We start from the raw sequence: 21,708 nt of genomic DNA on the forward strand, positions 1-21,708 counted from the left end.
TCCGTGGGTGCCCAGGCGTGGATGTGGACGGCCGTCGCGGTCGTCGTCGTCCTGCTGCTGGCGTGGACCGCCTGGACCCTCGTGCGCCTGCGGCGCCTGGAGACCCGCGTGAGCCGCGCTCGCGAGACGCTGGAGGCCCAGCTGCGGCGCCGCGCCGGGCTGGCCGAGGAGCTGGCCCGCGAGTACCCGGCCGCGCTGGGCCCGCTGCGTGCCCGCGCCCTGGCGGAGGCGGCGGCCGAGGCCCGGTCGATCCCGCGCGGGGACCGGGAGGCGGCCGAGAACGCCCTCGGCCGTGAGCTGCGCGACCTGCCCGCCGACCTCCCCGGCGTCCCGGCCTCGGTGCAGGCCGACCTGTCCGGCACCAGCACGCGGGTGGCCCTGGCCCGGCGTTTCTACAACGACGCCGTGCGCGACACCCAGGCGCTGCGCAGCAGGCGGCTGCCGCGGGTCCTCCGGCTGCACGCGGGCCGGCCGGTACCCCGCTTCTTCGACATCGACGACCGGCTGGAGGCGCCCACCGCGAGCAGCGCCGGGGGTGGAGCGGCCGGGCGGCCGTAGGCTGGAGGCCCCGTCCCCCCGAGCCCTGAGGCCGCCCCCGTGTCTGCACCGACCCCCTCCACCGGAACCGACCGCGTCAAGCGCGGCATGGCCGAGCAGCTGAAGGGCGGCGTCATCATGGACGTCGTCACGCCCGAGCAGGCCAAGATTGCCGAGGACGCCGGCGCCGTCGCGGTCATGGCGCTCGAACGGGTGCCGGCCGACATCCGCGCCGAGGGCGGCATCTCGCGGATGAGCGACCCCGACATGATCGAGGGCATCATCGGCGCGGTCTCCATCCCTGTGATGGCCAAGGCGCGCATCGGGCACTTCGTCGAGGCGCAGGTGCTGCAGTCCCTCGGCGTGGACTACATCGACGAGTCGGAGGTGCTGACGCCGGCCGACGAGGCGCACCACATCGCCAAGTCGCAGTTCACCGTCCCGTTCGTGTGCGGCGCCACCGACCTGGGCGAGGCGCTGCGGCGGATCTCCGAGGGCGCGGCGATGATCCGCTCCAAGGGCGAGGCCGGCACCGGCAACGTCGTCGAGGCCACCCGGCACATGCGGTCGATCCGCGCCGGCATCAAGGCGCTCGGCACGCTCGACGACACCGAGCTGTTCGTGGCGGCCAAGGAGCTGCGCGCCCCGATCGAGCTCGTGGCCCTCGTCGCGAAGGAGGGCAAGCTGCCGGTCGTGCTCTTCACCGCCGGCGGCATCGCCACCCCCGCCGACGCCGCGATGATGATGCAGCTGGGCGCCGAGGGCGTCTTCGTCGGTTCCGGCATCTTCAAGTCCGGCGACCCGGCGCAGCGCGCCGCCGCGATCGTCCAGGCCACGACCTTCCACGACGACCCCGACGTGATCGCCAAGGTGTCGCGCGGGCTCGGCGAGGCGATGGTCGGGCTCAACGTCTCGACGCTGCCGGCCGACCAGCGCTTCGCCACCCGCGGCTGGTGACCCGCCCCGTCATCGGCGTTCTGGCCCTGCAGGGCGACGTCCGCGAGCACCTCGCGGCGCTGCGGGACCAGGGCGCCGAGGCGGTGGCCGTGCGGCGGCCGGAGGAACTGGCCGGCGTGGACGGCCTCGTGCTCCCCGGTGGTGAGTCGACGACGATCGCGAAGCTCGCCGAGCGGTTCGGGCTGATGGCGCCGCTGCGCGTCGCCGTCCGCGCCGGGCTGCCGGCGTACGGCTCGTGCGCGGGGATGATCCTGCTCGCGGACCGCCTCCTCGACGCGCCGCCGGACCAGGAGACGATCGGCGGCCTCGACGTCACGGTGCGGCGCAACGCCTTCGGCCGGCAGGCCGACAGCTTCGAGTCCGAGATGGCGTTCGACGGCGTGGGCGGCGGGCCGCTGCACGCGGTCTTCATCCGGGCCCCCTGGGTGGAGGAGGCCGGCGAGGGGGTCGACGTCCTCGGCCGCGTCGTCGGGGGAGAGGCCGACGGTAGGATCGTCGCGGTCCGCCAGGGCAACCTGGTGGCCACGAGCTTCCACCCGGAACTGACCGGGGACCGCCGGGTGCACGCGCTGTTCGTCGAGATCGTCAGGTCTCGCATGGCATCAGCCCACCCGGCCGCGAGGGCCGGCGCGGACGCCGGGGACGAGAGGGGCAACGCATGAGCGGCCATTCCAAGTGGGCGACGACGAAGCACAAGAAGGCCGGCATCGACGCCAAGCGCGGCAAGCTCTTCGCCAAGCTGATCAAGAACATCGAGGTCGCCGCCCGCACCGGCGGCGGTGACCTGTCCGGCAACCCGACGCTCTACGACGCCGTCCAGAAGGCGAAGAAGAGCTCGGTGCCCAACGACAACATCGACCGCGCGGTCAAGCGCGGCTCCGGTGCCGAGGCCGGCGGCGTCGACTACCAGGGCATCACCTACGAGGGCTACGGCCCCGGCGGGGTCGCCGTCCTCATCGAGTGCCTGACCGACAACAAGAACCGTTCGGCCATGGAGGTCCGCACCGCCATGACCCGCAACGGCGGGAACATGGCCGACCCCGGCTCGGTCTCCTACCTGTTCTCCCGCAAGGGCGTCGTGGTGGTGCCCAAGTCCGACGGCGTCGACGAGGACACCGTGCTCATGGCCGTGCTGGACGCCGGCGCCGAGGAGGTGCGCGACCTCGGCGACACCCTGGAGGTCATCAGCGAGCCCGGCGACATGGTGGCCGTGCGCACCGCCCTGCAGGACGCCGGCATCGACTACGACTCCGCCGACATGGGCTTCCTGCCCAGCGTGCAGGTCGAGCTGGACGCCGACGGCGCGGGCAAGGTCTTCCGCCTCATCGACGCGCTCGAGGACCTCGACGACGTGCAGAACGTCTACGCGAACTACGACGTGTCCGACGAGGTCATGGAGACCATCGACGCCTGAAGGACCCCGTCGCCCCCACGCTTGGCGCGGGCCCCTGCGACGGGGCCGCCACTGGTGGCGTGTCGTCCGCTCGTTGCGGCTGGGGAGAGCTAGCGTTCCGATCGAACAGGTGTTCGTGCGAAGCTAGGAGCGTGGCCATGCGGGTGCTCGGCATCGACCCGGGGCTCACCCGGTGCGGGTGGGGGGTCGTCGACGGTCGCCCCGGCGCGCGGCCCACGGCGATCGGCGTCGGCGTCATCCGCACCCTGCCCGAGCTGGACCTGGAGCTCCGGCTGCTCGAGCTGCACACCGCGGTGACGGCCCTGCTCCGCGAGCACCGGCCCGACGTCGTCGCGGTGGAGCGGGTCTTCACGCAGAACAACAAGGGCACCGGCCACGCCACCGCGCAGGCCGCCGGGGTCGCCGCGCTCGCCGCCGCCCAGGCCGACCGGCCCGTCGCCTGGCACACGCCCAGCGAGGTGAAGGCCGCGATCTCCGGCAACGGCCGGGCCGACAAGGAGCAGGTCACCCTCATGGTCACCCGCGTGCTGGGCCTCGCCGAGGCGCCGAAGCCGGCGGACGCCGCCGACGCCCTCGCGCTGGCCGTCTGCCACGTGTGGCGCGGGCCCGCCCAGCAGCGGCTGCGCTCGGCCGCGATCGCCGGTGGCATCGGCGCGCCCGTCGTGCAGCGCACCCTGCCGAGGTGGCAGGGGGTGGCGGCCCGATGATCGCCTCCGTGAGCGGCCGGGTGGCCGCGGTCTCGCCCGACGGCGCGGTCGTGGAGGTCGGCGGCATCGGCCTCGCGGTGCAGTGCACGCCGGGCACCATCGCCCGCCTGCAGGTCGGAGAGAGCGCGCGCCTGTCGACCAGCCTGATCGTGCGCGAGGACTCGCTGACCCTCTACGGGTTCGCCGACGACGACGAGCGCCAGCTGTTCGAGCTGCTGCAGACCGCCAACGGCGTCGGCCCCCGGCTGGCGCAGGCCGTGCTGGCGATCCACCCGCCGCGGGAGGTGCGCCGGGCGGTGTCGATGGCGGACGTGAAGGCGCTCATGCAGGTGCCCGGCATCGGCAAGAAGGGCGCCGAACGGCTGATCCTCGAGCTGCGCGACCGGCTCGGCTCCATCACCACCGACACCTCGCTGGACGGTCCCGCGCCGGCCGGCCTCCCGGCGGTCACCCCCGTCGCGCCCTGGCGCGACCAGCTCACCTCCGCGCTGGTCGGCCTGGGCTGGTCGGGCAAGGAGGCCGAGACGGCGCTGACCCAGCTCGCCCCCGTCGCCGACGCGCAGATCGTCGGGACCGGCTCGGTCGAGGTCGCGGTCCTGCTGCGGCAGGCCCTGCAACTGCTGGGTAGGGCATGAGCGCCCCCTTCGACCGGTCGCTGACCGGCGAGGTGAGCGGGGACCTCGGCCAGGAGTGGGCCGTCTCGCCGCAGGCCGGTGACGAGGAGCGGGTCGTCGAGTCCGCGCTCCGCCCGCACTCGCTGCACGACTTCATCGGCCAGCCCAAGGTGGCCCGCCAGCTCGCCCTGGTGCTCGAGGGGGCCAAGCGCCGCGGCCGCCCGCCGGACCACGTGCTGCTCTCCGGCCCGCCCGGGCTGGGCAAGACCAGCCTCGCGCTCATCATCGGCTCCGAGCTCGGTACCGCGGTGAAGATCACCAGCGGGCCGGCCATCGAGCGCTCCGGCGACCTCGCCGCGATGCTCTCCAACCTCTCGCCCGGTGACGTGCTGTTCATCGACGAGATCCACCGGATCGCCCGGCCGGCCGAAGAGCTGCTGTACATGGCCATGGAGGACTTCCGGGTCGACGTCGTCGTCGGCAAGGGACCCGGGGCCACGGCCATCCCGCTGGAGATCAACCCGTTCACCCTGGTCGGCGCGACCACGCGTGCGGGCCTGCTCACCGGTCCGCTCCGCGACCGCTTCGGCTTCGTGGGCCAGATGGAGTTCTACGAGCCGGCCGAGCTGCAGCTGGTGCTGGCCCGCAGCGCCGAGCTGCTCGGCGTGGAGCTGACCGACGAGGGGTCCCGGGAGATCGCCGGCCGCTCGCGCGGCACACCGCGGATCGCCAACCGGCTGCTGCGCCGGGTCCGCGACTACGCCGAGGTGGAGGCCGACGGCCGGGTCACCCGTGCCGTCGCCGAGGCCGCGCTCGCCCTCTACGACGTCGACCACCTCGGGCTGGACCGGCTCGACCGCTCCGTCCTCGAGGCGCTGGTGACCAAGTTCGGCGGCGGCCCGGTCGGCGTCGCCACCCTCGCCGTGGCCGTGGGGGAGGAGTCGCACACCGTCGAGGAGGTGTGCGAGCCGTTCCTCGTGCGTGCGGGCCTGCTCGCCCGCACGCCGCGTGGCCGGGTCGCGACCGAGGCCGCCTGGCGGCACCTGGGCCTGGAGGTGCCCCGCGGCGGGATTCCTCTCGGGCGGGTCACAGCTGACCCACAGGGCGCAGGGTCGTCGTCAGAGCCGCTCTTCGACGCCTAGACTCCGGGACGCTGGCGCGCAAACTGGGAGGCCGCGGCCGTGCGCGCCCCACCGGGTCGCCGCGCGCCGTGCACCAGATTCGCCGAGGCGACCGACGCACCCGAGCGGCCCCAGGGCCGCACCGACCGTGGAGCACCACACGCGGTAGAGAGGCACACCTGTCGTGGAGTACTTCCCTCTGATCATGCTCGTCCTGCTGGCCGTGCTGCTGTTCGTGCTCCCCGCACGCCAGCGCCGGACCATGCAGGCCCGGGCGCAGGCGCTGCAGGAGTCGCTGACCGTCGGCACGCCGGTGATGACCACCAGCGGCATCCACGGGACAGTGGCCCGGCTCGACGAGACCACCGTCGACCTGGAGCTCGCGCCCGGCGTCGTCGTGACCTTCGTCCGCGCGGCGATCCTGGAGATCCGCCAGCCGGTCTCCGCGGGTTCGGACGACGACGCGCCCGGCACGGCCGGCGGACGCCCGGCCGACGACACCCTCTGAGCGGGGGAGGACCCGTGGCCAACCGCTCCCTCTCGGCGCGCCGGTACTTCGGCGCGTTCATCCTCATCGTGGCCGCCCTCTACGGGCTGGTCTTCGCCGGCTCCGACCGGACGCCCCAGCTCGGGCTGGACCTGCGGGGCGGAACGACCGTCACGCTCACCGCCCGCACGCCCGACGGCGAGGCTCCCGACCGCGAGGACCTCGAGCTGGCCCGCCGGATCATCGAGCAGCGCGTCAACGGCCTCGGTGTCGCCGAGGCGGAGGTCGTCACCGAGGGCGACTCGAACATCGTCATCTCCGTCCCGGGGGACGACGGCGACCAGGCGCGCGAGCTGGGGCAGACGGCGCAGCTGCGCTTCCGCCCCGTGCTGACCGTCGCCGACGCGGCGCAGGAGCCGACCGAGGGCGCCGAGCCGACCGATCCGGCCGCGCCGACCGATCCGGCCGCGCCGACGGACCCGGCGACCCCGACCGATCCCGCGGCCCCGACCGCCGGCGCCGAGCCGACGGAGGCGCCGGCCGACGAGACACCGGACGGCGAGGCCGACCAGGCCCCGGTCCGCGATCCCGACGCCCCGGCCGTGACGCAGGAGGAGGCGCAGGCCGCCTTCGATGCGCTGACCTGCAGTGACACCGGCACCGGCGACGTCGCCCGGTCCGACGACCACGTCGCGGCCTGCAGCGAGGACGGTGCCCTCAAGTACCTCCTCGGGCCCGCCGTGGTCGAGGGCACGTCGGTCAGCGACGCCAACGCCGGCACCCGCGCCGGCACCGGCGAGTGGGTCGTGAACCTCGACTTCAACAACGAGGGCGGCGCGAAGTGGGGCGAGTTCACCGCCGCCAACGTCGGCAACTCCGTCGCGATCACCCTGGACGGCCGGGTCATCTCCGCGCCGACGGTGCAGGGCGCCATCCTCGGCGGTACCACCGAGATCACCGGCAGCTTCGACCAGGAGTCGGCGACCGAGCTGGCCAACCAGCTCAAGTACGGCGCGCTGCCGCTGAGCTTCACCCAGGCCACCGCCCAGTCGATCTCCACCGAGCTCGGTGAGGAGCAGTTGCAGGCGGGCCTGCTCGCCGGTGCCATCGGCATCGGCCTGGTCTTCCTCTACTCGCTGCTGTACTACCGCGCGCTCGGGCTGGTGATGATCGCCAGCCTCGTGCTGTCCGGCGTCGTCGTCTACGGCGTCCTGGTGGTACTGGGCCGCGAGATCGGCTTCACGCTCAGCCTGGCGGGCATCGCCGGGTTCATCGTGTCGCTGGGCATCACCGCCGACTCGTTCGTCGTCTACTTCGAACGGCTCAAGGACGAGATCCGCGAGGGCCGCAGCCTGCGCTCGGCCGTGCCGCGGGCCTGGGTCCGCGCCCGGCGGACGATCCTCTCGGCCGACGCGGTCAGCTTCCTGGCCGCGGCGATCCTCTACGTGCTCGCCATCGGCGACGTGAAGGGCTTCGCGTTCACCCTCGGCATGTCCACGGTCCTCGACCTGGTCGTCGTCTTCCTCTTCACCCACCCGCTGATGGCGGTGCTGTCCCGCTACAAGTGGTTCGGCAGTGGCCGGATCTCCGGTCTGGGGCAGGTCGACCGGTCCGGGCGCGCGCCGAGGCTGCGGCCCGACCGCGGGCTGGTCGGCGCCACCGCCGGCGCGCAGAACAGGAGCAGCTCATGACCCGCGACGCGCGGAGCGACGACCTCGACCAGGGCCCCGAGGACGAGGTCGTCCCCGTGGGCACCGAGGCCGACGAGGCGCGGGACGCCGGTGACGCCGGGGAGGAGGCCGCCGCGGCGATGGGCGACGACGCCCTCGCCGACGCCGGGCTGCCCACCGAGGGCGGCACGGCGGCTGCCAGGGGGCCGCGCGCCTCGCTGGCGCACCGGCTCTACAACGGCGAGGCCGGGCTGGACGTCGTCGGCAGGAGCCGCCTGATCTACAGGATCACCGCGGTGATCATGCTGCTGTGCATCGCCACGATGGTGTTCCGCGGCTTCAACTTCGGCATCGACTTCGCCGGCGGGAACAGCTTCCGGCTGCCCGGCTCCGAGCAGCAGCTCGAGCAGGTGCGGTCGGCCGCCGAGGACGCCGGCGCCGACGTCGCCTCGGCGCAGATCGTCGGTGGCGACACCGTGCTGCTGCGCACGGGAGCGCTCGAGAGCGACGCGGAGCGCACCGTCGTCGCTGCGATCGCCGACGCGGCAGGCGTGGACGAGAACCAGGTCAGCCCCGAGTCCGTGAGCGCCGACTGGGGGCGGGACATCACCGACCAGGCGCTGGTCGCGCTGGTCGTGTTCCTGATCGCCGTGGTGCTGTTCCTGGCGTTGCGCTTCCAGCTCAAGATGGCGATCGGCGCGATGGCCGCGCTCGTGCACGACATCGTCGTCACGGCGGGCATCTACGCGCTGGTCGGCTTCGAGGTCAGCCCGTCGACGGTGATCGGCTTCCTCACCATCTTGGGCTTCTCGCTCTACGACACCGTCGTCGTCTTCGACAAGGTGGACGAGAACGTCAAGGACCTGGACAAGTCGGCCCGGATGACGTGGGGCGAGGCGGCCAACCTGGCCGTCAACCAGACCCTGATGCGCTCGATCAACACCTCGGTGATCGCACTGCTGCCGGTGGCCGGGCTGCTGTTCGTCGGCGCGGGTCTGCTGGGCGTGGGCACGCTCAAGGACCTGGCACTGGTGCTGTTCGTCGGCCTGGCCGCGGGCACGTACTCCTCGATCATCCTGGCCACGCCCATCGTGGCCGACCTCAAGGAGCGCGAGCCCGAGGTGCAGGCACTGCGCCGGCGCGTGCTCGCCCGGCGCTCGTCGTCGGCCCGGCAGACGGGTGCGGCGACCGTCGCCGGTCCCGTGGCGAGCGCACGGCGTGCCCGTCGTCCCGCCGCGGGGGCCGCCACCGCCGTCGCCGAGCTGCCCGACGCCGTGCCTGCCGACGTCGTGGTCGAGTCGCCGTCCTCGGTGCGACCGGAGGCCTCCGGTGCCACCGCGGCGCCGCGTCCGGGCGCCCGGCCGCAGCGCCCCGCCGGCAAGGGACGCCCGCCGGGCAAGAAGCGCCGGTGAGCGCCCCCGCCGAGGGGACCGTGCAGCAGCCGCTGGACGAGCTCATCGCCTCGCTCACCGTCGACGTGCCCGACCACCCCGAGCCGGGCGTGCTGTTCCGCGACCTGACGCCGGTCTTCGCCGACGGCCGGGCCTTCGCGCGCGTGGTGGAGGGGCTCTCCGCCCCGGCGGACTCCGACCCCCGGGCGGCTGCGCTGGCCGGCGCGGACCGGGCGACCCCAACGTTCGACGTCGTCGTCGGCGTGGAGGCGCGCGGCTTCCTGCTGGCCGCCGCCGTCGCGCTGTCGGCGGGTGTGGGTGTCGTCCTGGTCCGCAAGGCGGGAAAGCTGCCGCGGGAGCGGATCTCGGCCGACTACGTGCTCGAGTACGGCACCGCCACGCTGGAGCTGCACTCCGACGCCATCCGGCCGGGGCAGCGGGTGCTGGTGGTCGACGACGTGCTGGCCACCGGCGGCACGCTGGCCGCCGCCGTCGCTCTGGTGGAGCAGCTGGGCGGGGTGGTGACCGCGGTGTCGGTGGTCGTCGAACTCGCCGCGCTGGGCGGCCGGGAGCGGATGGCGCCGCACACGGTGCACGCGCTCTGGACCACCTGACGGGGGGAGACGCCCCGCCGCACGCGGCAGGGCCGTGCTCTGCCCCGCTAGCATGGGGAGGGTCCCCCTCTCCTCGAACCAGCGGGAGTCGCAGTGGCCTCTGACGTAGCCGCCGACGCCGCTCCCGCGCGCCCCGGGACACCCAGGACCCCCGGCACCGCGACCGACCCGTCGCCGCCGGGCGGGACGGGCGCACCGGCCGCCGGCACCGAGCCGGTCCGCCGTCCGCCGCTGCCCGAGCGGCCCGCGGTCCGCCGGCCCGACGACGTCGGCGCCGAGCCCGGGGACGGTGACGCCGGTACGCCGCGACGGAGGGTCCGCGACCGGCTCGCCCGCCGCATCGTCGCCGGCCAGCGCAGCCCCGTGGTCCGTCCGGTGCTCGAGCCGCTGGCCGCCCTGCACCGCCAGAGCCACCCCAAGGCCGACCTCACCCTGCTGCAGCGGGCCTACGACGTCGCCGAGGCCGCGCACGCCGCGCAGAAGCGCAAGAGCGGCGACCCCTACATCACCCACCCGCTGGCGGTGGCCACGATCCTGGCCGGCCTGGGCATGGACACCACCACTCTCGTGGCGGCCCTCCTGCACGACACCGTCGAGGACACCGGCGTCACCCTCGAGTCGATCACCACCGACTTCGGCCCCGAGGTCGCCCACCTCGTCGACGGCGTCACCAAGATCGACAAGGTGAAGCTGGGCGACGCCGCCCAGGCCGAGACGATCCGCAAGATGATCGTCGCCATGGCCCGCGACCCGCGGGTGCTGGTCATCAAGCTGGCCGACCGGCTGCACAACATGCGCACGCTGCGCTTCCTCCCGCCCGAGAAGCAGGAGAAGAAGGCGCGCGAGACGCTGGAGATCCTCGCCCCACTGGCCCACCGCCTGGGCATGAACACCATCAAGTGGGAGCTCGAGGACCTCGCGTTCGCGACGCTGTACCCCAAGCGCTACGACGAGATCGTGCGGCTGGTCGCCGAGCGGGCACCGTCGCGGGACACCTACCTCGCCGAGGTCACCACCACGGTCCAGGAGCAGCTCAAGGCGGCCAAGATCGAGGCCGTCGTCACCGGCCGGCCCAAGCACTACTACTCGATCTACCAGAAGATGATCGTGCGCGGCCGCGACTTCACCGACATCTGGGACCTCGTCGGCATCCGGATCCTGGTCGACTCGGTGCGCGACTGCTACGCCGCACTGGGCATCATGCACGCCCACTGGCAGCCGCTGCCCGGGCGCTTCAAGGACTTCGTCGCGATGCCGAAGTTCAACATGTACCAGTCGCTGCACACGACGGTGATCGGCCCGCACGGCAAGCCGGTCGAGCTGCAGATCCGCACGCACGACATGCACCGGACCGCCGACTACGGCATCGCCGCGCACTGGAAGTACAAGGAGAGCGCGCGGGCCGGTGGCCGGCCCAGCGCCGGCGAGTTCGGTGCGCCGCCCAAGGTCGGCTCGCCCGACGACATGCTGTGGCTGCGCCAGCTGCTGGACTGGCAGCGCGAAGCGCAGGAGCCCGGCGAGTTCCTCGAGACCCTGCGCTACGACCTCGGTCCGCAGGAGGTCTTCGTCTTCACGCCCAAGGGCGACGTCGTCAGCCTGCCCGGGGAGTCCACGCCGGTCGACTTCGCCTTCGCCGTGCACACCGAGGTGGGCTACCGCACGATCGGCGCCCGGGTGAACGGCGCCCTCGTCTCGCTGGACAGCAAGCTCTCGAACGGCGACGTCGTCGAGATCTTCACGTCGAAGTCGCCGACCGCCGGTCCGTCCCAGGACTGGCTGACCTTCGTCGGCTCCTCCCGGGCCCGCACCAAGATCCGGCAGTGGTTCACCAAGGAGCGCCGCGAGGACGCGGTCGAGGCCGGCAAGGAGGCCCTGACCCGCGCGATGCGCAAGGCCGGGCTCCCGCTGCAGCGGCTGCTCGGCGGCGAGGCGCTCAGCACGCTGGCCAAGGACCTGCGCTACGCCGACGTCACGGCGCTGTACGCGGCGGTGGGGGAGAACAACATCTCCGCCGCCTCGGTCGTCGAGAAGCTGATGACGGCGCTCGGTGGCACCGAGGGCGCGGTCGAGGACATCGCCGAGACCGCGATCCCGACCAGCCGACCCACACCGCGTCGCTCGGCCACCGGTGATCCGGGCATCGTCGTCCACGGCATGACCGACGTGTGGGCGAAGCTCGCGAAGTGCTGCACGCCGGTGCCCGGCGACGAGATCCTCGGCTTCGTCACCCGTGGCGGCGGGGTGAGCGTGCACCGCACCGACTGCACGAACGCCGGCGACCTGCAGCGCAAACCGGAGCGGCTGGTCGAGGTCGAGTGGGCCAGCGCGCCCGGCTCGGTGTTCCTGGTCGCGATCCAGGTCGAGGCGCTGGACCGGCACCGGCTGCTCTCCGACGTCACCAAGGCGCTGGCCGACGAGCGGGTCAACATCCTGTCCGCCTCGGTGCAGACCAGCCGCGACCGGGTGGCCATCAGCCGGTTCACCTTCGAGCTGGCCGACCCCGCGCACCTGGGCGCGGTGCTGCAGACGGTGCGCAACGTCGACGGCGTCTTCGACGTGGAGCGCGTGACCGCGTGACGACAGCCCCGGGAGCATCGCAGCGAGGAACGAGCGAGGAGCGGACCGGGGCGCGGAGTCGCGCCATGGGCACGGCCTAAGGCAGCCGGTGGGCGACCACGGCGTACAGCGGGTCACCGCGGCCCGGCGGGGTGCGCAGCGAGACCTCGGGCTCGGTGAACCGGCCCGCGCGCCGCACCAGCTCGGCGACCAGCGCGCCGTGCTGCTCGTCGTCGGTGAGCAGCCAACCGCGGACGGCCTTGATGGGGAAGCAGCGGTTGGAGAACGTGACCGCCAGCGTCCCGTCCGGGCGCAGCACGCGCCCGGCCTCGGCGAGCACCTCGACGGGCCGGGTCAGGTAGTCGATCGACACGCAGCAGACGACGGCGTCGACGTCGTCGTCGGGGAGCGGCAGCCGCGGATCGGCGTTGAGGTCCTGCACCACGCGCTCGGTGGCCGCGGTGTTGGCCGCCAGCTCCGCGGCGTTCATCCCGAGGACCACCAGCTCGGCGGGTGGCGTGCGGAAGTGCGAGATCCACGAGGACATCAGGTCGAGGACCCGTTGCGGGCCGGCCGCTGAGCCGTCGATGCCGAGCTCGGCGTAGAGGTCACCGACGGCGGTGATGGCGGCGTCGTCGATGTGCGTGACCAGCCGCGGCGAACCGTAGAAGACCTCGTCCGGCCGCTCGTCGTCTCGTCGGAAGAAGCCCTCCGGGAAGCCGGCGTACAGGTCGGGAGCCATCCCCGTCAGTGTGGTGGTGGCGACGACGGTCCGCGAGCGGTCAGGGAGCGGCGACGGTCATCGACTCGATGGTGACCGGCTGGGCCGGGGCGCCGTCGGAGGCGCCGCCCTCGATGCCGGCGGCCGCGATCCCGTCCAGCGTCGCCAGACCGGCCTCGTCGATGGTGCCGACCACGGTGTAGTCCGGCGACAGCTGGCTGTCGGCGTAGACCAGGAAGAACTGGCTGCCGTCGGTGCCCTGGCCGGCGTTGGCCATCGCCACCGTGCCACGGGGGTAGGTCTCCTCGCCGGTCACCTGGGTGGGGAACTCGTAGCTCGGACCACCCCGCCCGGTCCCGCTGGGGTCGCCGCACTGCAGCACGCTCAGCCCGCCCGAGGTCAGCCGGTGGCAGGGGGTTCCGTCGAAGAAGCCCTGCTGGGCCAGGTGCACCGTGCTGGCCGCCGCGCAGGGAGCGCCGGCCTGGTCCAGCGTCAGTCCGATCGGTCCCGAGTTCGTGGTCATGGTGAGCTGGGCGGTGCCCTCGGTCGGCACCTCGGCCGGCGGAGCACTGATGTCCGTGACCTCCCCGCGGACGGCTTCGGTGAAGTCGCACGTCCCGTCGCTGCCGTCGACCGCCGGCGCGGTGGGGGAGTTCTCGCTCGCCAGACCGGCGGTGTCGTCGGTCTCGTCGTCGCCACCGAGCACGCCGCTGATCAGCAGCGCGGCCCCGACCACGACGACCAGCGCCAGCGCGGCGAGGGCGATGCCCAGGTTGCGGCGGCGCTTCTGCGCCTGCTCGGCACGGCGCTCCAGCTGGCGCTGGAGGTGGCGCTGGGCGGCCTCGCGGCGCTGCTTGTTCGTAGGCACGGTGGGAACTCCTCGGACGGGCGGCGGCTCGGCGGGGCGGCGGGGCGGCGGGGCATCCCGCAGCCGGGCGCCGCTCGACGCGGTCGACGACGGAGTGTAGGTGGCCCGGCTGGCCGTTCCCTGGCACGCCCGCTCCGGCGCGGGCGCCCGCGTAACCTGCACGGGTGCTCATCCGCTCCTTCCCCGCCGGCGCCTTCGGGACCAACTGCTACGCCGTGGCGTCCGGACCGGGGCAGGAGTGCGTCGTGGTCGATCCCGGCATGGACGCCGTCGAGCCGCTGGCCCGGATGCTGGCCGACGACGGCCTGAAGCCGGTCGCCGTCGTGCTCACCCACGGGCACCTCGACCACACGTTCTCCGTGCTCCCGGTGTGCGAGGGCTACGACATCCCGGCCTACCTGCACCCGGACGACTTCGGCATGCTCAGCGACCCGATGCGCTGGCACGGCCCGCAGCTCGCGCCGCTGCTCGGCGGCCTGCGGCTGCCGGACCCGGGCGACGTGAAGCGGCTGGACGACGGCGCGGTCCTGTCGCTGGCCGGCGTCGACCTGACGGTGCGGCACGCCCCCGGGCACACGCAGGGCTCGGTCATGTTCTCCCTCGACCTCGGTGAGGCGCCCGGGCTGCTCGCCGGCGACGTGCTGTTCGCCGGCTCGGTGGGTCGCGTCGACCTCCCCGGCGGCTCGTGGGACGCGATGCTCACCTCGCTGCGCGACGTCGTCCTCCCGCTCGACGACGAGACGGTGGTGCTGCCCGGCCACGGCCCGGCCACGACCATCGGACGCGAGCGGGCCACGAACCCGTACCTGGCCGAGGCCGCCGCCGAGCCGAAGGGGCGGGGTCTGTGATGAGCGACCTCACCGCGCCGAAGGGCACCTTCGACACGCTGCCGCCGGACTCGGCGCGCTTCCTGGCCGTCCGCGACGCGCTCACCGCACCGCTGCGCGCCGCGGGCTACGGCTACGTGGAGACGCCGGTGTTCGAGGAGACGTCGGTCTTCTCCCGCGGGGTGGGCGAGTCCACCGACGTCGTCACCAAGGAGATGTACACCTTCTCCGACCGCGGTGGCCGTTCGCTGACCCTGCGCCCGGAGCTGACCGCGGGCCTCATGCGGGCCTTCATCGAGCACCGCCTGTACTCGGGCGCCCTCCCGGTCAAGCTCTGGACGGTCGGCTCGGCGTTCCGCTACGAGCGCCCGCAGGCCGGCCGCTACCGGCACTTCACGCAGGTCGACATGGAGGCGCTCGGCGTCGACGACCCGGCGCTGGACGCCGAGGTGGTGGCGCTCGGCGCGCAGGGCTTCCGCGACCTGGGGCTCACCGACTTCGAGCTGCTGCTCACCTCGCTGGGCGACGCCACCTGCCGGCCGCAGTACCGCGAGCTCCTCGTGGGCTACCTGGAGAAGCTCGACCTGGACGAGGAGACCCGGCGGCGCGCGGAGATCAACCCGCTGCGGGTGCTCGACGACAAGCGCCCCGAGGTCCAGGCGCAGCTCGACGACGCCCCGTTGATGGTCGACCACCTGTCGGACTCCACGAAGGCCCACTACGACGCCGTCCGCCAGCACCTCACCGACCTCGGCGTGACCTGGACGGAGGCGCCGCGGCTGGTGCGCGGGCTGGACTACTACACGAAGACGACGTTCGAGTTCGTGCACAACGGGCTGGGCGCGCAGTCGGCGATCGGTGGTGGCGGCGGCTACGGCGGGCTCTCGGCATCGCTCGGCGGCCCCGACCTGCCCGGCATCGGCTACGCCGTCGGGGTGGACAGGACGCTGCTCGCGGTGCAGGCGGAGGGGCTCGACGTCGGGGCGAGCGCCGGCGTGCAGGCGTTCGTGGTGCCGCTGGGGGCCGAGGCGAAGCGGCTGGCCGTCCGGCTGGTCGGGCAGCTGCGCCAGGCCGGCGTCGCGGCCGACACCGTGTACGGCGACCGCGGGCTCAAGGGTGCGATGAAGGCCGCCGACCGGTCGGGTGCCTCGCACATCGTGGTCGTCGGCGAGCGCGACCTGGCCGAGGGCGTCGGGCAGCTCAAGGACATGGCCACCGGGGAGCAGACCGCGGTGCCGGTGGACGAACTGTTCGACGCGCTGAAGCGTGCGACGGTGGGGGAGTGACGTCCATGGAGCGCCGACCGCTGGGGCGCACGGGCGCCGAGGTCGGCGTCGTCGGCCTGGGCACGTGGCAGCTGGGCGGCGACTGGGGCGACGTCTCCGAGGACGACGCCGCCGAGGTGCTGGAGGCCGCCCTCGACGCGGGCGTCGACCTGCTCGACACCGCCGACGTGTACGGCGACGGTCGCTCCGAGGAGCGGATCCGCCGGGCACTGGTAACGCGGTCGGACCGGCCGTTCGTCGCGACCAAGGCCGGCCGCCGCGCCGACCCGTTCGAGGCCGGGCAGTACACGCGGGCCAACCTGGGGGCCTGGATCGACCGGTCGCGCCGCAACCTCGGCGTCGACACCCTCGACCTCGTGCAGCTGCACTGCCCGCCGCCGGCCGTCTACTCCGACCAGCGGGTGTACGACGCGCTCGACTCGTTCGTCGAGGACGGCGCCATCGCCGCCTACGGCGTCTCGGTGGAGACCGTCGCGGAAGGGCTGACCGCGCTCGAGCACCCCGGCGTGGCGACGATCCAGGTCATCCTGAACGTCTTCCGGCGCAAGCCGCTCGAGGAGCTCCTGCCCGCGGCGGCCCGTACGGGCGTCGGCGTCCTGGCGCGCGTCCCGCTGGCCAGCGGGCTGCTCACCGGCAAGTACGACGAGTCGACGACGTTCCCCGCCGACGACCACCGCAACTTCAACCGCGGCGGCGAGGCGTTCGACGTGGGCGAGACCTTCGCCGGCGTGCCCTTCGAGGCCGGCGTCGCCGCCGCCCGCGAGGTCGCCGCCATCGCCGGGAACACCCCGACCGGCGCGTTCGCGCTGCGCTGGGTGATCGACCAGCCCGGGGTCACCGCCGTCATCCCCGGCGCCCGCAACGTCGAGCAGGTGCGCGGGAACGTCGCCGCCGCTGCGCTGCCGCCCCTCACCGATTCCCAGCTCTCCGACCTCGAGCGGCTGTACGACGAGCGCATCCGCGCCCACGTGCACGACCGCTGGTAACCCTCTCCTTCTTCCGACCCGCCCCACCACCCTTGACCCGCCCCACCGCCCATCGAAAGGCACCTCCCTTGTTGCGCACCCACGACGCCGGCACGCTGCGCGCGTCCGACGCGGGCACCACCGTCACCCTCGCCGGCTGGGTGGCCCGCCGCCGCGACCACGGTGGCGTGGTCTTCCTCGACCTGCGCGACGCGTCGGGGTACGTGCAGGTCGTCGTCCGCGAGGAGGAGGCCCACCACCTCCGCAACGAGTACTGCGTGCTCGTGACCGGGGAGGTGCGCCGGCGCCCCGAGGGCAACGAGAACCCGGAGCTGCCCACCGGCGAGATCGAGGTGGCGACGACCTCGCTGGAGGTGCTCTCCTCGGCCGCGCCGCTGCCCTTCCCGATCGAGACCGACCAGGCCGCCTCCGACGACGTCCGCTACAAGTACCGCTACCTGGACCTGCGGCGGCAGGGCCCGGCGCGGGCCATGCGCCTGCGGTCGGAGGTCAGCCGGGTGGCCCGCGACGTCATGCACCGGCACGGCTTCGCCGAGGTGGAGACGCCGAGCCTCACCCGCTCGACGCCCGAGGGCGCGCGCGACTTCGTCGTCCCGGTCCGGCTGCAGCCGGGCAAGTGGTACGCCCTCCCGCAGTCGCCGCAGCTGTTCAAACAGCTGCTGATGATCGGTGGCCTGGAGCGGTACTACCAGATCGCCCGCTGCTTCCGGGACGAGGACTTCCGCGCCGACCGGCAGCCGGAGTTCACCCAGCTGGACTTCGAGATGAGCTTCGTCGAGCGTGACGACGTGCTGGCCGTCGCCGAGGACGTCGTCCGCTCGCTGTGGCGCGAGCTGGCCTCCTACGACGTGCCGGAGATCCCGCGGATGACCTACCGCGAGGCGATGGACCGCTTCGGGTCGGACAAGCCCGACCTGCGCTTCGGCATCGAGCTGACCGAGCTCACCGACTACTTCGCAGAGACCCCGTTCCGGGTCTTCCAGTCGCCCTACGTCGGCGCCGTCGTGATGCCCGGCGGCGGTTCGCAGCCGCGGCGCGCGTTCGACGCCTGGCAGGACTGGGCGAAGTCGCGGGGCGCCCGCGGGCTGGCCTACGTGACCATCGCCGAGGACGGCACGCTGGGCGGGCCGGTCGCCAAGAACATCTCCGACGCCGAGCGCGAGGGCCTGCTCGCGGCCGTGGGCGCGAAGCCGGGCGACTGCGTCTTCTTCGCCGCCGGTGCCCGCCGGACCTCGCAGGAGCTGCTGGGCGCGGCGCGCAACGAGATCGCCAAGCGGCTGGAGCTCATCGAGCCCGGTAGCTGGTCGTTCCTGTTCGTCGTCGACTTCCCGATGTTCGAGGAGACCGAGGACGGCGACTGGACCTTCATGCACCACCCCTTCACCTCGCCCACGCCCGAGTGGCGTGACCGGTTCGCCGACGACAAGGGCGCGGCGCTGTCGGACGCCTACGACATGGTCATCAACGGCAACGAGGTGATGAGCGGCTCGGTGCGTATCCACGACGCCGTGCTCCAGGAGCGGGTGTTCGAGACCCTCGGCATGTCCCGCGAGGAGGCCCGCGAGCGGTTCGGCTTCTTCCTGGAGGCCTTCGCCTACGGCCCGCCGCCGCACGCCGGCGCCGCGCTGGGCTGGGACCGGCTGACCGCGCTGCTCACCGGCGTCGACTCGATCCGCGAGGTCATCGCCTTCCCGAAGACCGGTGCCGGCTTCGACCCGCTGACCGGCGCGCCGACGCCGATCAGCGACGCCCAGCGCACGGAGGCGGGCATCGACGCGAAGCCGGAGGAGCCGGCCCTGCCCGGCCAGCCCGGGGCACCTGGCCCCACCGACTCCAGCAAGCCGTAGGAGCGCCGTCCCATGATGCTGCGTGCCCGCACCCTGCTCGGTCCCGGCCCGTCGAACCCCTACCCGGAGGCGCAGGCCGCCCTCGGCTTCCCGCTGCTCGGGCACCTGGACCCGCTGTTCCTCCAGGTGCTCGACGAGACGTCCGACCGGCTCCGGCAGGTGTTCGGGACGGCGAACCGGCGCACGTTGCCGCTCTCGGCGACCGGCTCGGCGGGCATGGAGGCGGCCTTCGTCAACACCGTGGGCCCGGGCGACGTCGTCGTCGTGGCGGTGAACGGACTGTTCGGGCAGCGGATGGTGGAGGTGGCCTCGCGCTGCGGCGCCGAGGTGATGGCCGTCGAGCACGAGTGGGGCACCCCGGTCGACGCGGAACGCGTGCTGGCGGCGCACCCGTCCCCGAAGCTGATCGCCGCCGTCCACGCGGAGACCTCCACCGGCGTGCTGTCCGACCTCGAGCCGCTGGCCGCGGGCAAGGGGGACGCGCTGCTGCTGGCCGACTGCGTGACCTCGCTCGGCGGCATCCCGGTGCGGCTGGACGAGTGGGGTGTCGACCTCGCCTACTCCGGGTCGCAGAAGTGCCTGGGCGTCCCACCGGGGCTGGCGCCGTTCACCATCTCCGACCGGGCGTGGGAGCGGCGGATCGAGAAGCCGCAGAGCTGGTACCTCGACCTCGGGCTGCTCGGGGGCTACGCGGGCGAGGCGGCCGGTGGCGGGCGGACCTACCACCACACCGCGCCGACGGGCATGGTCGTGTCGCTGCACGCGGGGCTGGGCCGGATCCTCGAGGAGGGGCTGGACGCCGTCCACGCCCGGCACGCCGAGGCCGGCCGGCTGCTGCACGCGGGGCTGGCCGAGCTGGGGCTGGAGCTGTTCGCCGCCGAGGGGCACCGCCTGCCGGAGCTCACGACGGTGCAGGTGCCCGACGGCGTGGATTCCGCGGCGGTGCGCAAGGAGCTGCTGGAGCGTTACGACCTGGAGATCGGCGCCGGCGCGGGTGCGTACGCGGCGTCGGTGTGGCGGATCGGCCTGATGGGCCCGAACGCGGCGCCCGACCGCGTCGCCCTGGTGCTGGCCGCGCTGGAGGACGTCCTCGCCCGCTGATCCCCCTTTCCCGCTCCAGTTGATCATCGTCATCTGGCTGGCCCCGCCGGCGTGTCGAGCAGCCACATGACGGTGATCAACCGCGCGGGTCCCACCAACCTCGGCTGAGCAGCGCTCGGCGGGTGCGCTCGAGCACCACCGCCGGGCCGTGCAGGTGGCGGCTCGCGAAGCGCAGGACCAGCCAGCCGTCGGCGGCCATGAGGGAGTAGCGGTCGACGTCCCGCCCGAACTGTTCGTGGTCGGCGTGCTGGCGCCCCTCGTACTCCAGGGCGAGCTTCCACTCCTCGTAGCCCAGGTCGGCGTGGGCCACAGGACGGCCCCATCCGTCGTGCACGGGCACCTGTGCCACCGGCGTCGGCAGGTGACTGACCGCCAGCCAGTACCGGATCAGGCTCTCCGGGCGCGACATAGCCAGCGGTGACAGCAGCGGCGCGCAGTCCCGGGCCCGTGCGACGCCGCGGACCCGTGCCGCCCGATCCAGGCGCTCGGACAGCGAGCAGACGTCGAGGTGTCCGGCTCGCAGGAGGGCGTCTCCCACTGCCACGAGCTCCGACGGCGGAAGCGTCTCGGCGAGGTCGAGGAAGGTCTGCGCCCCCGACGTGAGCCGCAGTCCCCGGTGAGGCACGACGTCGGCGTCGATCAGCCGGCGGGCGTGCACCACGAACTGTGCACGCTGCGGGAGGACGCGGCGCGGCGTGAGTGCGACGTGCGCCCGCGCCGGTGGGTCGACCGGTGCTCCCAGGAGAGCCGCCGCGGTGGCATGGCTGAACGCTGCGTCGTCCGGCAGGACTCGGGTCAGGAGCCGGAGGCGTTCCACCTCGTCGACGGCGTCGTCCAGCCGTGCGGTGAATCCGTGGGCGAGGCGGACGAAGGCCGAGCCGTGGAGCCGGCCACGCGACAAGCCGGCCGTCCGCGCCTCGGCGGTTGTCCACGCGGGTGGGAGTGACACCCCACCGACGCTGGCCGCCACCTCGCAGACCAGGGGACGACGGCGGCCATCTGTGGACGCACCGGAGGCCTGTGGACCCGCGTTCGCTCAGTTGATCATCGTCAGATGGCTCGCCGACACGCCGGTGGGGCAAGCCAGACGACGATGATCAACTCGCAAGGGGCGGGGCTGGTCAGGGGGTGGTGAGGCGAGCCAGCTGCTCGCGGGTGAGCCGCAGATCGGCCGCGGCCGCCGAGTCCTGGATCGACGCAGCCCGGGACGCGCCCGGGATGGGGACGACGACGTCGGCCTGCGCGAGGTGCCACGCCACCGTGACCTGGTACACCGAGACGCCGAGCTCCGCGGCCACCTCGGCGAACGCGGGCGCGGACGTGTCCAGCGAGCCGGCCGCGCCCACCCCGCCGAAGGGGCTCCAGGGGATGAAGGCCAGCCCGTGCGCGGCGCAGTGCGCCAGCTCGTCGGCGGAGTGCCGCCAGCCCGGCGAGAACTGGTTCTGCACGCTGACGAACGCGTCGCCGATGATGGCGCGGGCTGCGTCGATCTGCGCGATGTCGGCGTTGGAGACGCCGACCGTCCGCACCAGCCCGTCGTCGGCGAGCTCCCGGAGCGCACCCATCGAGTCCTCCCACGGCGTCGCCGGGTCCGGCCGGTGGTACTGGTACAGCCCGATCGCCTCCACGCCCAGCCGGCGCAGCGAGGCCTCGCACGCCCGGCGCAGGTAGTCCGGTGAGCCGTCCAGCCCCCAGGAGGTGCCCGCGCGCGTGTGCCCGCCCTTGGTCGCGACCAGCACGCCGTCGGCACCCGGGCCGTAGGAGGCGAGCGCCTCGGCCACCAGCGTCTCGTTGTGCCCGAACTCCGCCTCGTCGCGCGAGTAGGCGTCGGCGGTGTCGACCAGCGTCACGCCGGCGTCCAGCGCCGCGTGGACGACGCCGATCGCCTCCTCCCGGGAGGGCCGCGGCTCCTTCGTGGACAGGGGCATGGCCCCCAGCCCGATCGCGCTGACGTGCTGGTCTCCGATGCGTCGCTGCTGCACGGAGGGTGTCGTGCCCCGCGGG

The 21,708-nt window shown here is 73.6% G+C and carries 21 protein-coding genes; 17 read left to right on the plus strand and 4 right to left on the minus strand.

All coding sequences use genetic code 11. From position 1 onward, the window contains the following. Positions 1-3 precede the first annotated feature (3 nt). The 12 genes from BLS70_RS14830 (at position 4) to BLS70_RS14885 (ending at position 12,089) form a co-directional block, all read left to right on the plus strand. Positions 4-558, plus strand: coding sequence for a LemA family protein (locus BLS70_RS14830; protein ID WP_255362489.1), 555 nt, complete (start codon positions 4-6; stop codon positions 556-558). A gap of 39 nt (positions 559-597) precedes the next feature. Next, positions 598-1,494, plus strand: a complete 897-nt coding sequence (pdxS, locus tag BLS70_RS14835) for a pyridoxal 5'-phosphate synthase lyase subunit PdxS (protein WP_091769568.1) — start codon at positions 598-600, stop codon at positions 1,492-1,494. Next, positions 1,491-2,156, plus strand: a complete 666-nt coding sequence (gene pdxT / locus BLS70_RS14840; RefSeq protein WP_091769572.1) for a pyridoxal 5'-phosphate synthase glutaminase subunit PdxT — start codon at positions 1,491-1,493, stop codon at positions 2,154-2,156. Before pdxS ends, pdxT begins: the two co-directional genes overlap by 4 nt. Beyond that, the gene (locus BLS70_RS14845; protein ID WP_091769575.1) at positions 2,153-2,908 is read left to right on the plus strand and encodes a YebC/PmpR family DNA-binding transcriptional regulator; all 756 of its coding nucleotides are present in this window, start codon (positions 2,153-2,155) and stop codon (positions 2,906-2,908) included. Before pdxT ends, BLS70_RS14845 begins: the two co-directional genes overlap by 4 nt. 137 nt (positions 2,909-3,045) lie before the next feature. After that, complete coding sequence (ruvC, locus tag BLS70_RS14850; RefSeq protein WP_091769578.1) at positions 3,046-3,615, plus strand: crossover junction endodeoxyribonuclease RuvC; 570 nt, start codon at positions 3,046-3,048, stop codon at positions 3,613-3,615. Further along, positions 3,612-4,250, plus strand: a complete 639-nt coding sequence (gene ruvA / locus BLS70_RS14855; RefSeq protein ID WP_091769581.1) for a Holliday junction branch migration protein RuvA — start codon at positions 3,612-3,614, stop codon at positions 4,248-4,250. The genes ruvC and ruvA overlap by 4 nt, the downstream gene beginning before the upstream one ends. Further along, positions 4,247-5,371 (plus strand): Holliday junction branch migration DNA helicase RuvB, encoded by a 1,125-nt coding sequence (ruvB, locus tag BLS70_RS14860; protein ID WP_091769584.1) that lies wholly within the window; start codon positions 4,247-4,249, stop codon positions 5,369-5,371. Before ruvA ends, ruvB begins: the two co-directional genes overlap by 4 nt. Positions 5,372-5,534: 163 nt before the next feature. After that, positions 5,535-5,858, plus strand: a complete 324-nt coding sequence (gene yajC, locus BLS70_RS14865) for a preprotein translocase subunit YajC (protein ID WP_091769586.1) — start codon at positions 5,535-5,537, stop codon at positions 5,856-5,858. A 14-nt stretch (positions 5,859-5,872) separates the two neighbouring features. Continuing rightward, positions 5,873-7,528: a protein translocase subunit SecD gene (secD, locus tag BLS70_RS14870; protein ID WP_091769589.1), complete on the plus strand. Its 1,656-nt coding sequence runs from the start codon at positions 5,873-5,875 to the stop codon at positions 7,526-7,528. Next, positions 7,525-8,919: a protein translocase subunit SecF gene (gene secF / locus BLS70_RS14875; RefSeq protein WP_218122440.1), complete on the plus strand. Its 1,395-nt coding sequence runs from the start codon at positions 7,525-7,527 to the stop codon at positions 8,917-8,919. Before secD ends, secF begins: the two co-directional genes overlap by 4 nt. Then, positions 8,916-9,512: an adenine phosphoribosyltransferase gene (locus BLS70_RS14880; RefSeq protein ID WP_091769591.1), complete on the plus strand. Its 597-nt coding sequence runs from the start codon at positions 8,916-8,918 to the stop codon at positions 9,510-9,512. Before secF ends, BLS70_RS14880 begins: the two co-directional genes overlap by 4 nt. Before the next feature lie 93 nt (positions 9,513-9,605). Then, positions 9,606-12,089 carry a RelA/SpoT family protein gene (locus BLS70_RS14885; protein ID WP_091769594.1) on the plus strand — a complete coding sequence of 828 codons (2,484 nt, stop codon included), beginning with the start codon at positions 9,606-9,608 and terminating at the stop codon, positions 12,087-12,089. A gap of 76 nt (positions 12,090-12,165) precedes the next feature. On the opposite strand, the gene BLS70_RS14890 is transcribed toward BLS70_RS14885, so the two are convergent. Continuing rightward, positions 12,166-12,810, minus strand: a complete 645-nt coding sequence (locus BLS70_RS14890; RefSeq protein ID WP_091769597.1) for a class I SAM-dependent methyltransferase — start codon at positions 12,808-12,810, stop codon at positions 12,166-12,168. 40 nt (positions 12,811-12,850) lie between these two features. Then, the gene (locus BLS70_RS14895) at positions 12,851-13,657 is read right to left on the minus strand and encodes a peptidylprolyl isomerase (protein ID WP_091769599.1); all 807 of its coding nucleotides are present in this window, start codon (positions 13,655-13,657) and stop codon (positions 12,851-12,853) included. A gap of 164 nt (positions 13,658-13,821) precedes the next feature. Between BLS70_RS14895 and BLS70_RS14900 the strand changes: the two genes are divergently transcribed. From BLS70_RS14900 to BLS70_RS14920, 5 genes are all read left to right on the plus strand, one after another. Next, the gene (locus tag BLS70_RS14900; protein WP_091769601.1) at positions 13,822-14,505 is read left to right on the plus strand and encodes an MBL fold metallo-hydrolase; all 684 of its coding nucleotides are present in this window, start codon (positions 13,822-13,824) and stop codon (positions 14,503-14,505) included. Further along, positions 14,505-15,770, plus strand: coding sequence for a histidine--tRNA ligase (gene hisS / locus BLS70_RS14905; protein ID WP_091769603.1), 1,266 nt, complete (start codon positions 14,505-14,507; stop codon positions 15,768-15,770). Before BLS70_RS14900 ends, hisS begins: the two co-directional genes overlap by 1 nt. Positions 15,771-15,775: 5 nt before the next feature. Continuing rightward, positions 15,776-16,756, plus strand: a complete 981-nt coding sequence (locus tag BLS70_RS14910) for an aldo/keto reductase (RefSeq protein WP_091769887.1) — start codon at positions 15,776-15,778, stop codon at positions 16,754-16,756. Positions 16,757-16,824: 68 nt separating this feature from the next. After that, positions 16,825-18,603: an aspartate--tRNA ligase gene (aspS, locus tag BLS70_RS14915; RefSeq protein WP_091769605.1), complete on the plus strand. Its 1,779-nt coding sequence runs from the start codon at positions 16,825-16,827 to the stop codon at positions 18,601-18,603. Between the two features lie 12 nt (positions 18,604-18,615). Further along, on the plus strand, positions 18,616-19,704 hold the full coding sequence (locus BLS70_RS14920; RefSeq protein ID WP_091769608.1) for a pyridoxal-phosphate-dependent aminotransferase family protein: 1,089 nt from the start codon (positions 18,616-18,618) through the stop codon (positions 19,702-19,704). 76 nt (positions 19,705-19,780) lie between these two features. On the opposite strand, the gene BLS70_RS14925 is transcribed toward BLS70_RS14920, so the two are convergent. Both BLS70_RS14925 and BLS70_RS14930 read right to left on the minus strand, forming a co-directional pair. Beyond that, on the minus strand, positions 19,781-20,653 hold the full coding sequence (locus BLS70_RS14925; protein ID WP_091769889.1) for an endonuclease domain-containing protein: 873 nt from the start codon (positions 20,651-20,653) through the stop codon (positions 19,781-19,783). 172 nt (positions 20,654-20,825) lie between these two features. Further along, positions 20,826-21,686, minus strand: a complete 861-nt coding sequence (locus tag BLS70_RS14930; RefSeq protein WP_091769610.1) for an aldo/keto reductase — start codon at positions 21,684-21,686, stop codon at positions 20,826-20,828. Positions 21,687-21,708 lie beyond the last annotated feature (22 nt).

The organism is Blastococcus aurantiacus, assembly GCF_900102425.1.
Lineage (GTDB): Bacteria > Actinomycetota > Actinomycetes > Mycobacteriales > Geodermatophilaceae > Blastococcus > Blastococcus aurantiacus.

Excerpts from the sequence above, each read along its gene's own strand:
- BLS70_RS14845 (WP_091769575.1), top strand. The coding sequence starts at position 2,153 with ATGAGCGGCCATTCCAAGTGGGCGACGACGAAGCACAAGAAGGCCGGC.
- ruvC (WP_091769578.1), top strand. The coding sequence starts at position 3,046 with ATGCGGGTGCTCGGCATCGACCCGGGGCTCACCCGGTGCGGGTGGGGG.
- ruvA (WP_091769581.1), top strand. The coding sequence starts at position 3,612 with ATGATCGCCTCCGTGAGCGGCCGGGTGGCCGCGGTCTCGCCCGACGGC.
- ruvB (WP_091769584.1), top strand. The coding sequence starts at position 4,247 with ATGAGCGCCCCCTTCGACCGGTCGCTGACCGGCGAGGTGAGCGGGGAC.
- secF (WP_218122440.1), top strand. The coding sequence starts at position 7,525 with ATGACCCGCGACGCGCGGAGCGACGACCTCGACCAGGGCCCCGAGGAC.
- BLS70_RS14890 (WP_091769597.1), bottom strand. The coding sequence starts at position 12,810 with ATGGCTCCCGACCTGTACGCCGGCTTCCCGGAGGGCTTCTTCCGACGA.
- hisS (WP_091769603.1), top strand. The coding sequence starts at position 14,505 with ATGAGCGACCTCACCGCGCCGAAGGGCACCTTCGACACGCTGCCGCCG.
- BLS70_RS14910 (WP_091769887.1), top strand. The coding sequence starts at position 15,776 with ATGGAGCGCCGACCGCTGGGGCGCACGGGCGCCGAGGTCGGCGTCGTC.
- BLS70_RS14920 (WP_091769608.1), top strand. The coding sequence starts at position 18,616 with ATGATGCTGCGTGCCCGCACCCTGCTCGGTCCCGGCCCGTCGAACCCC.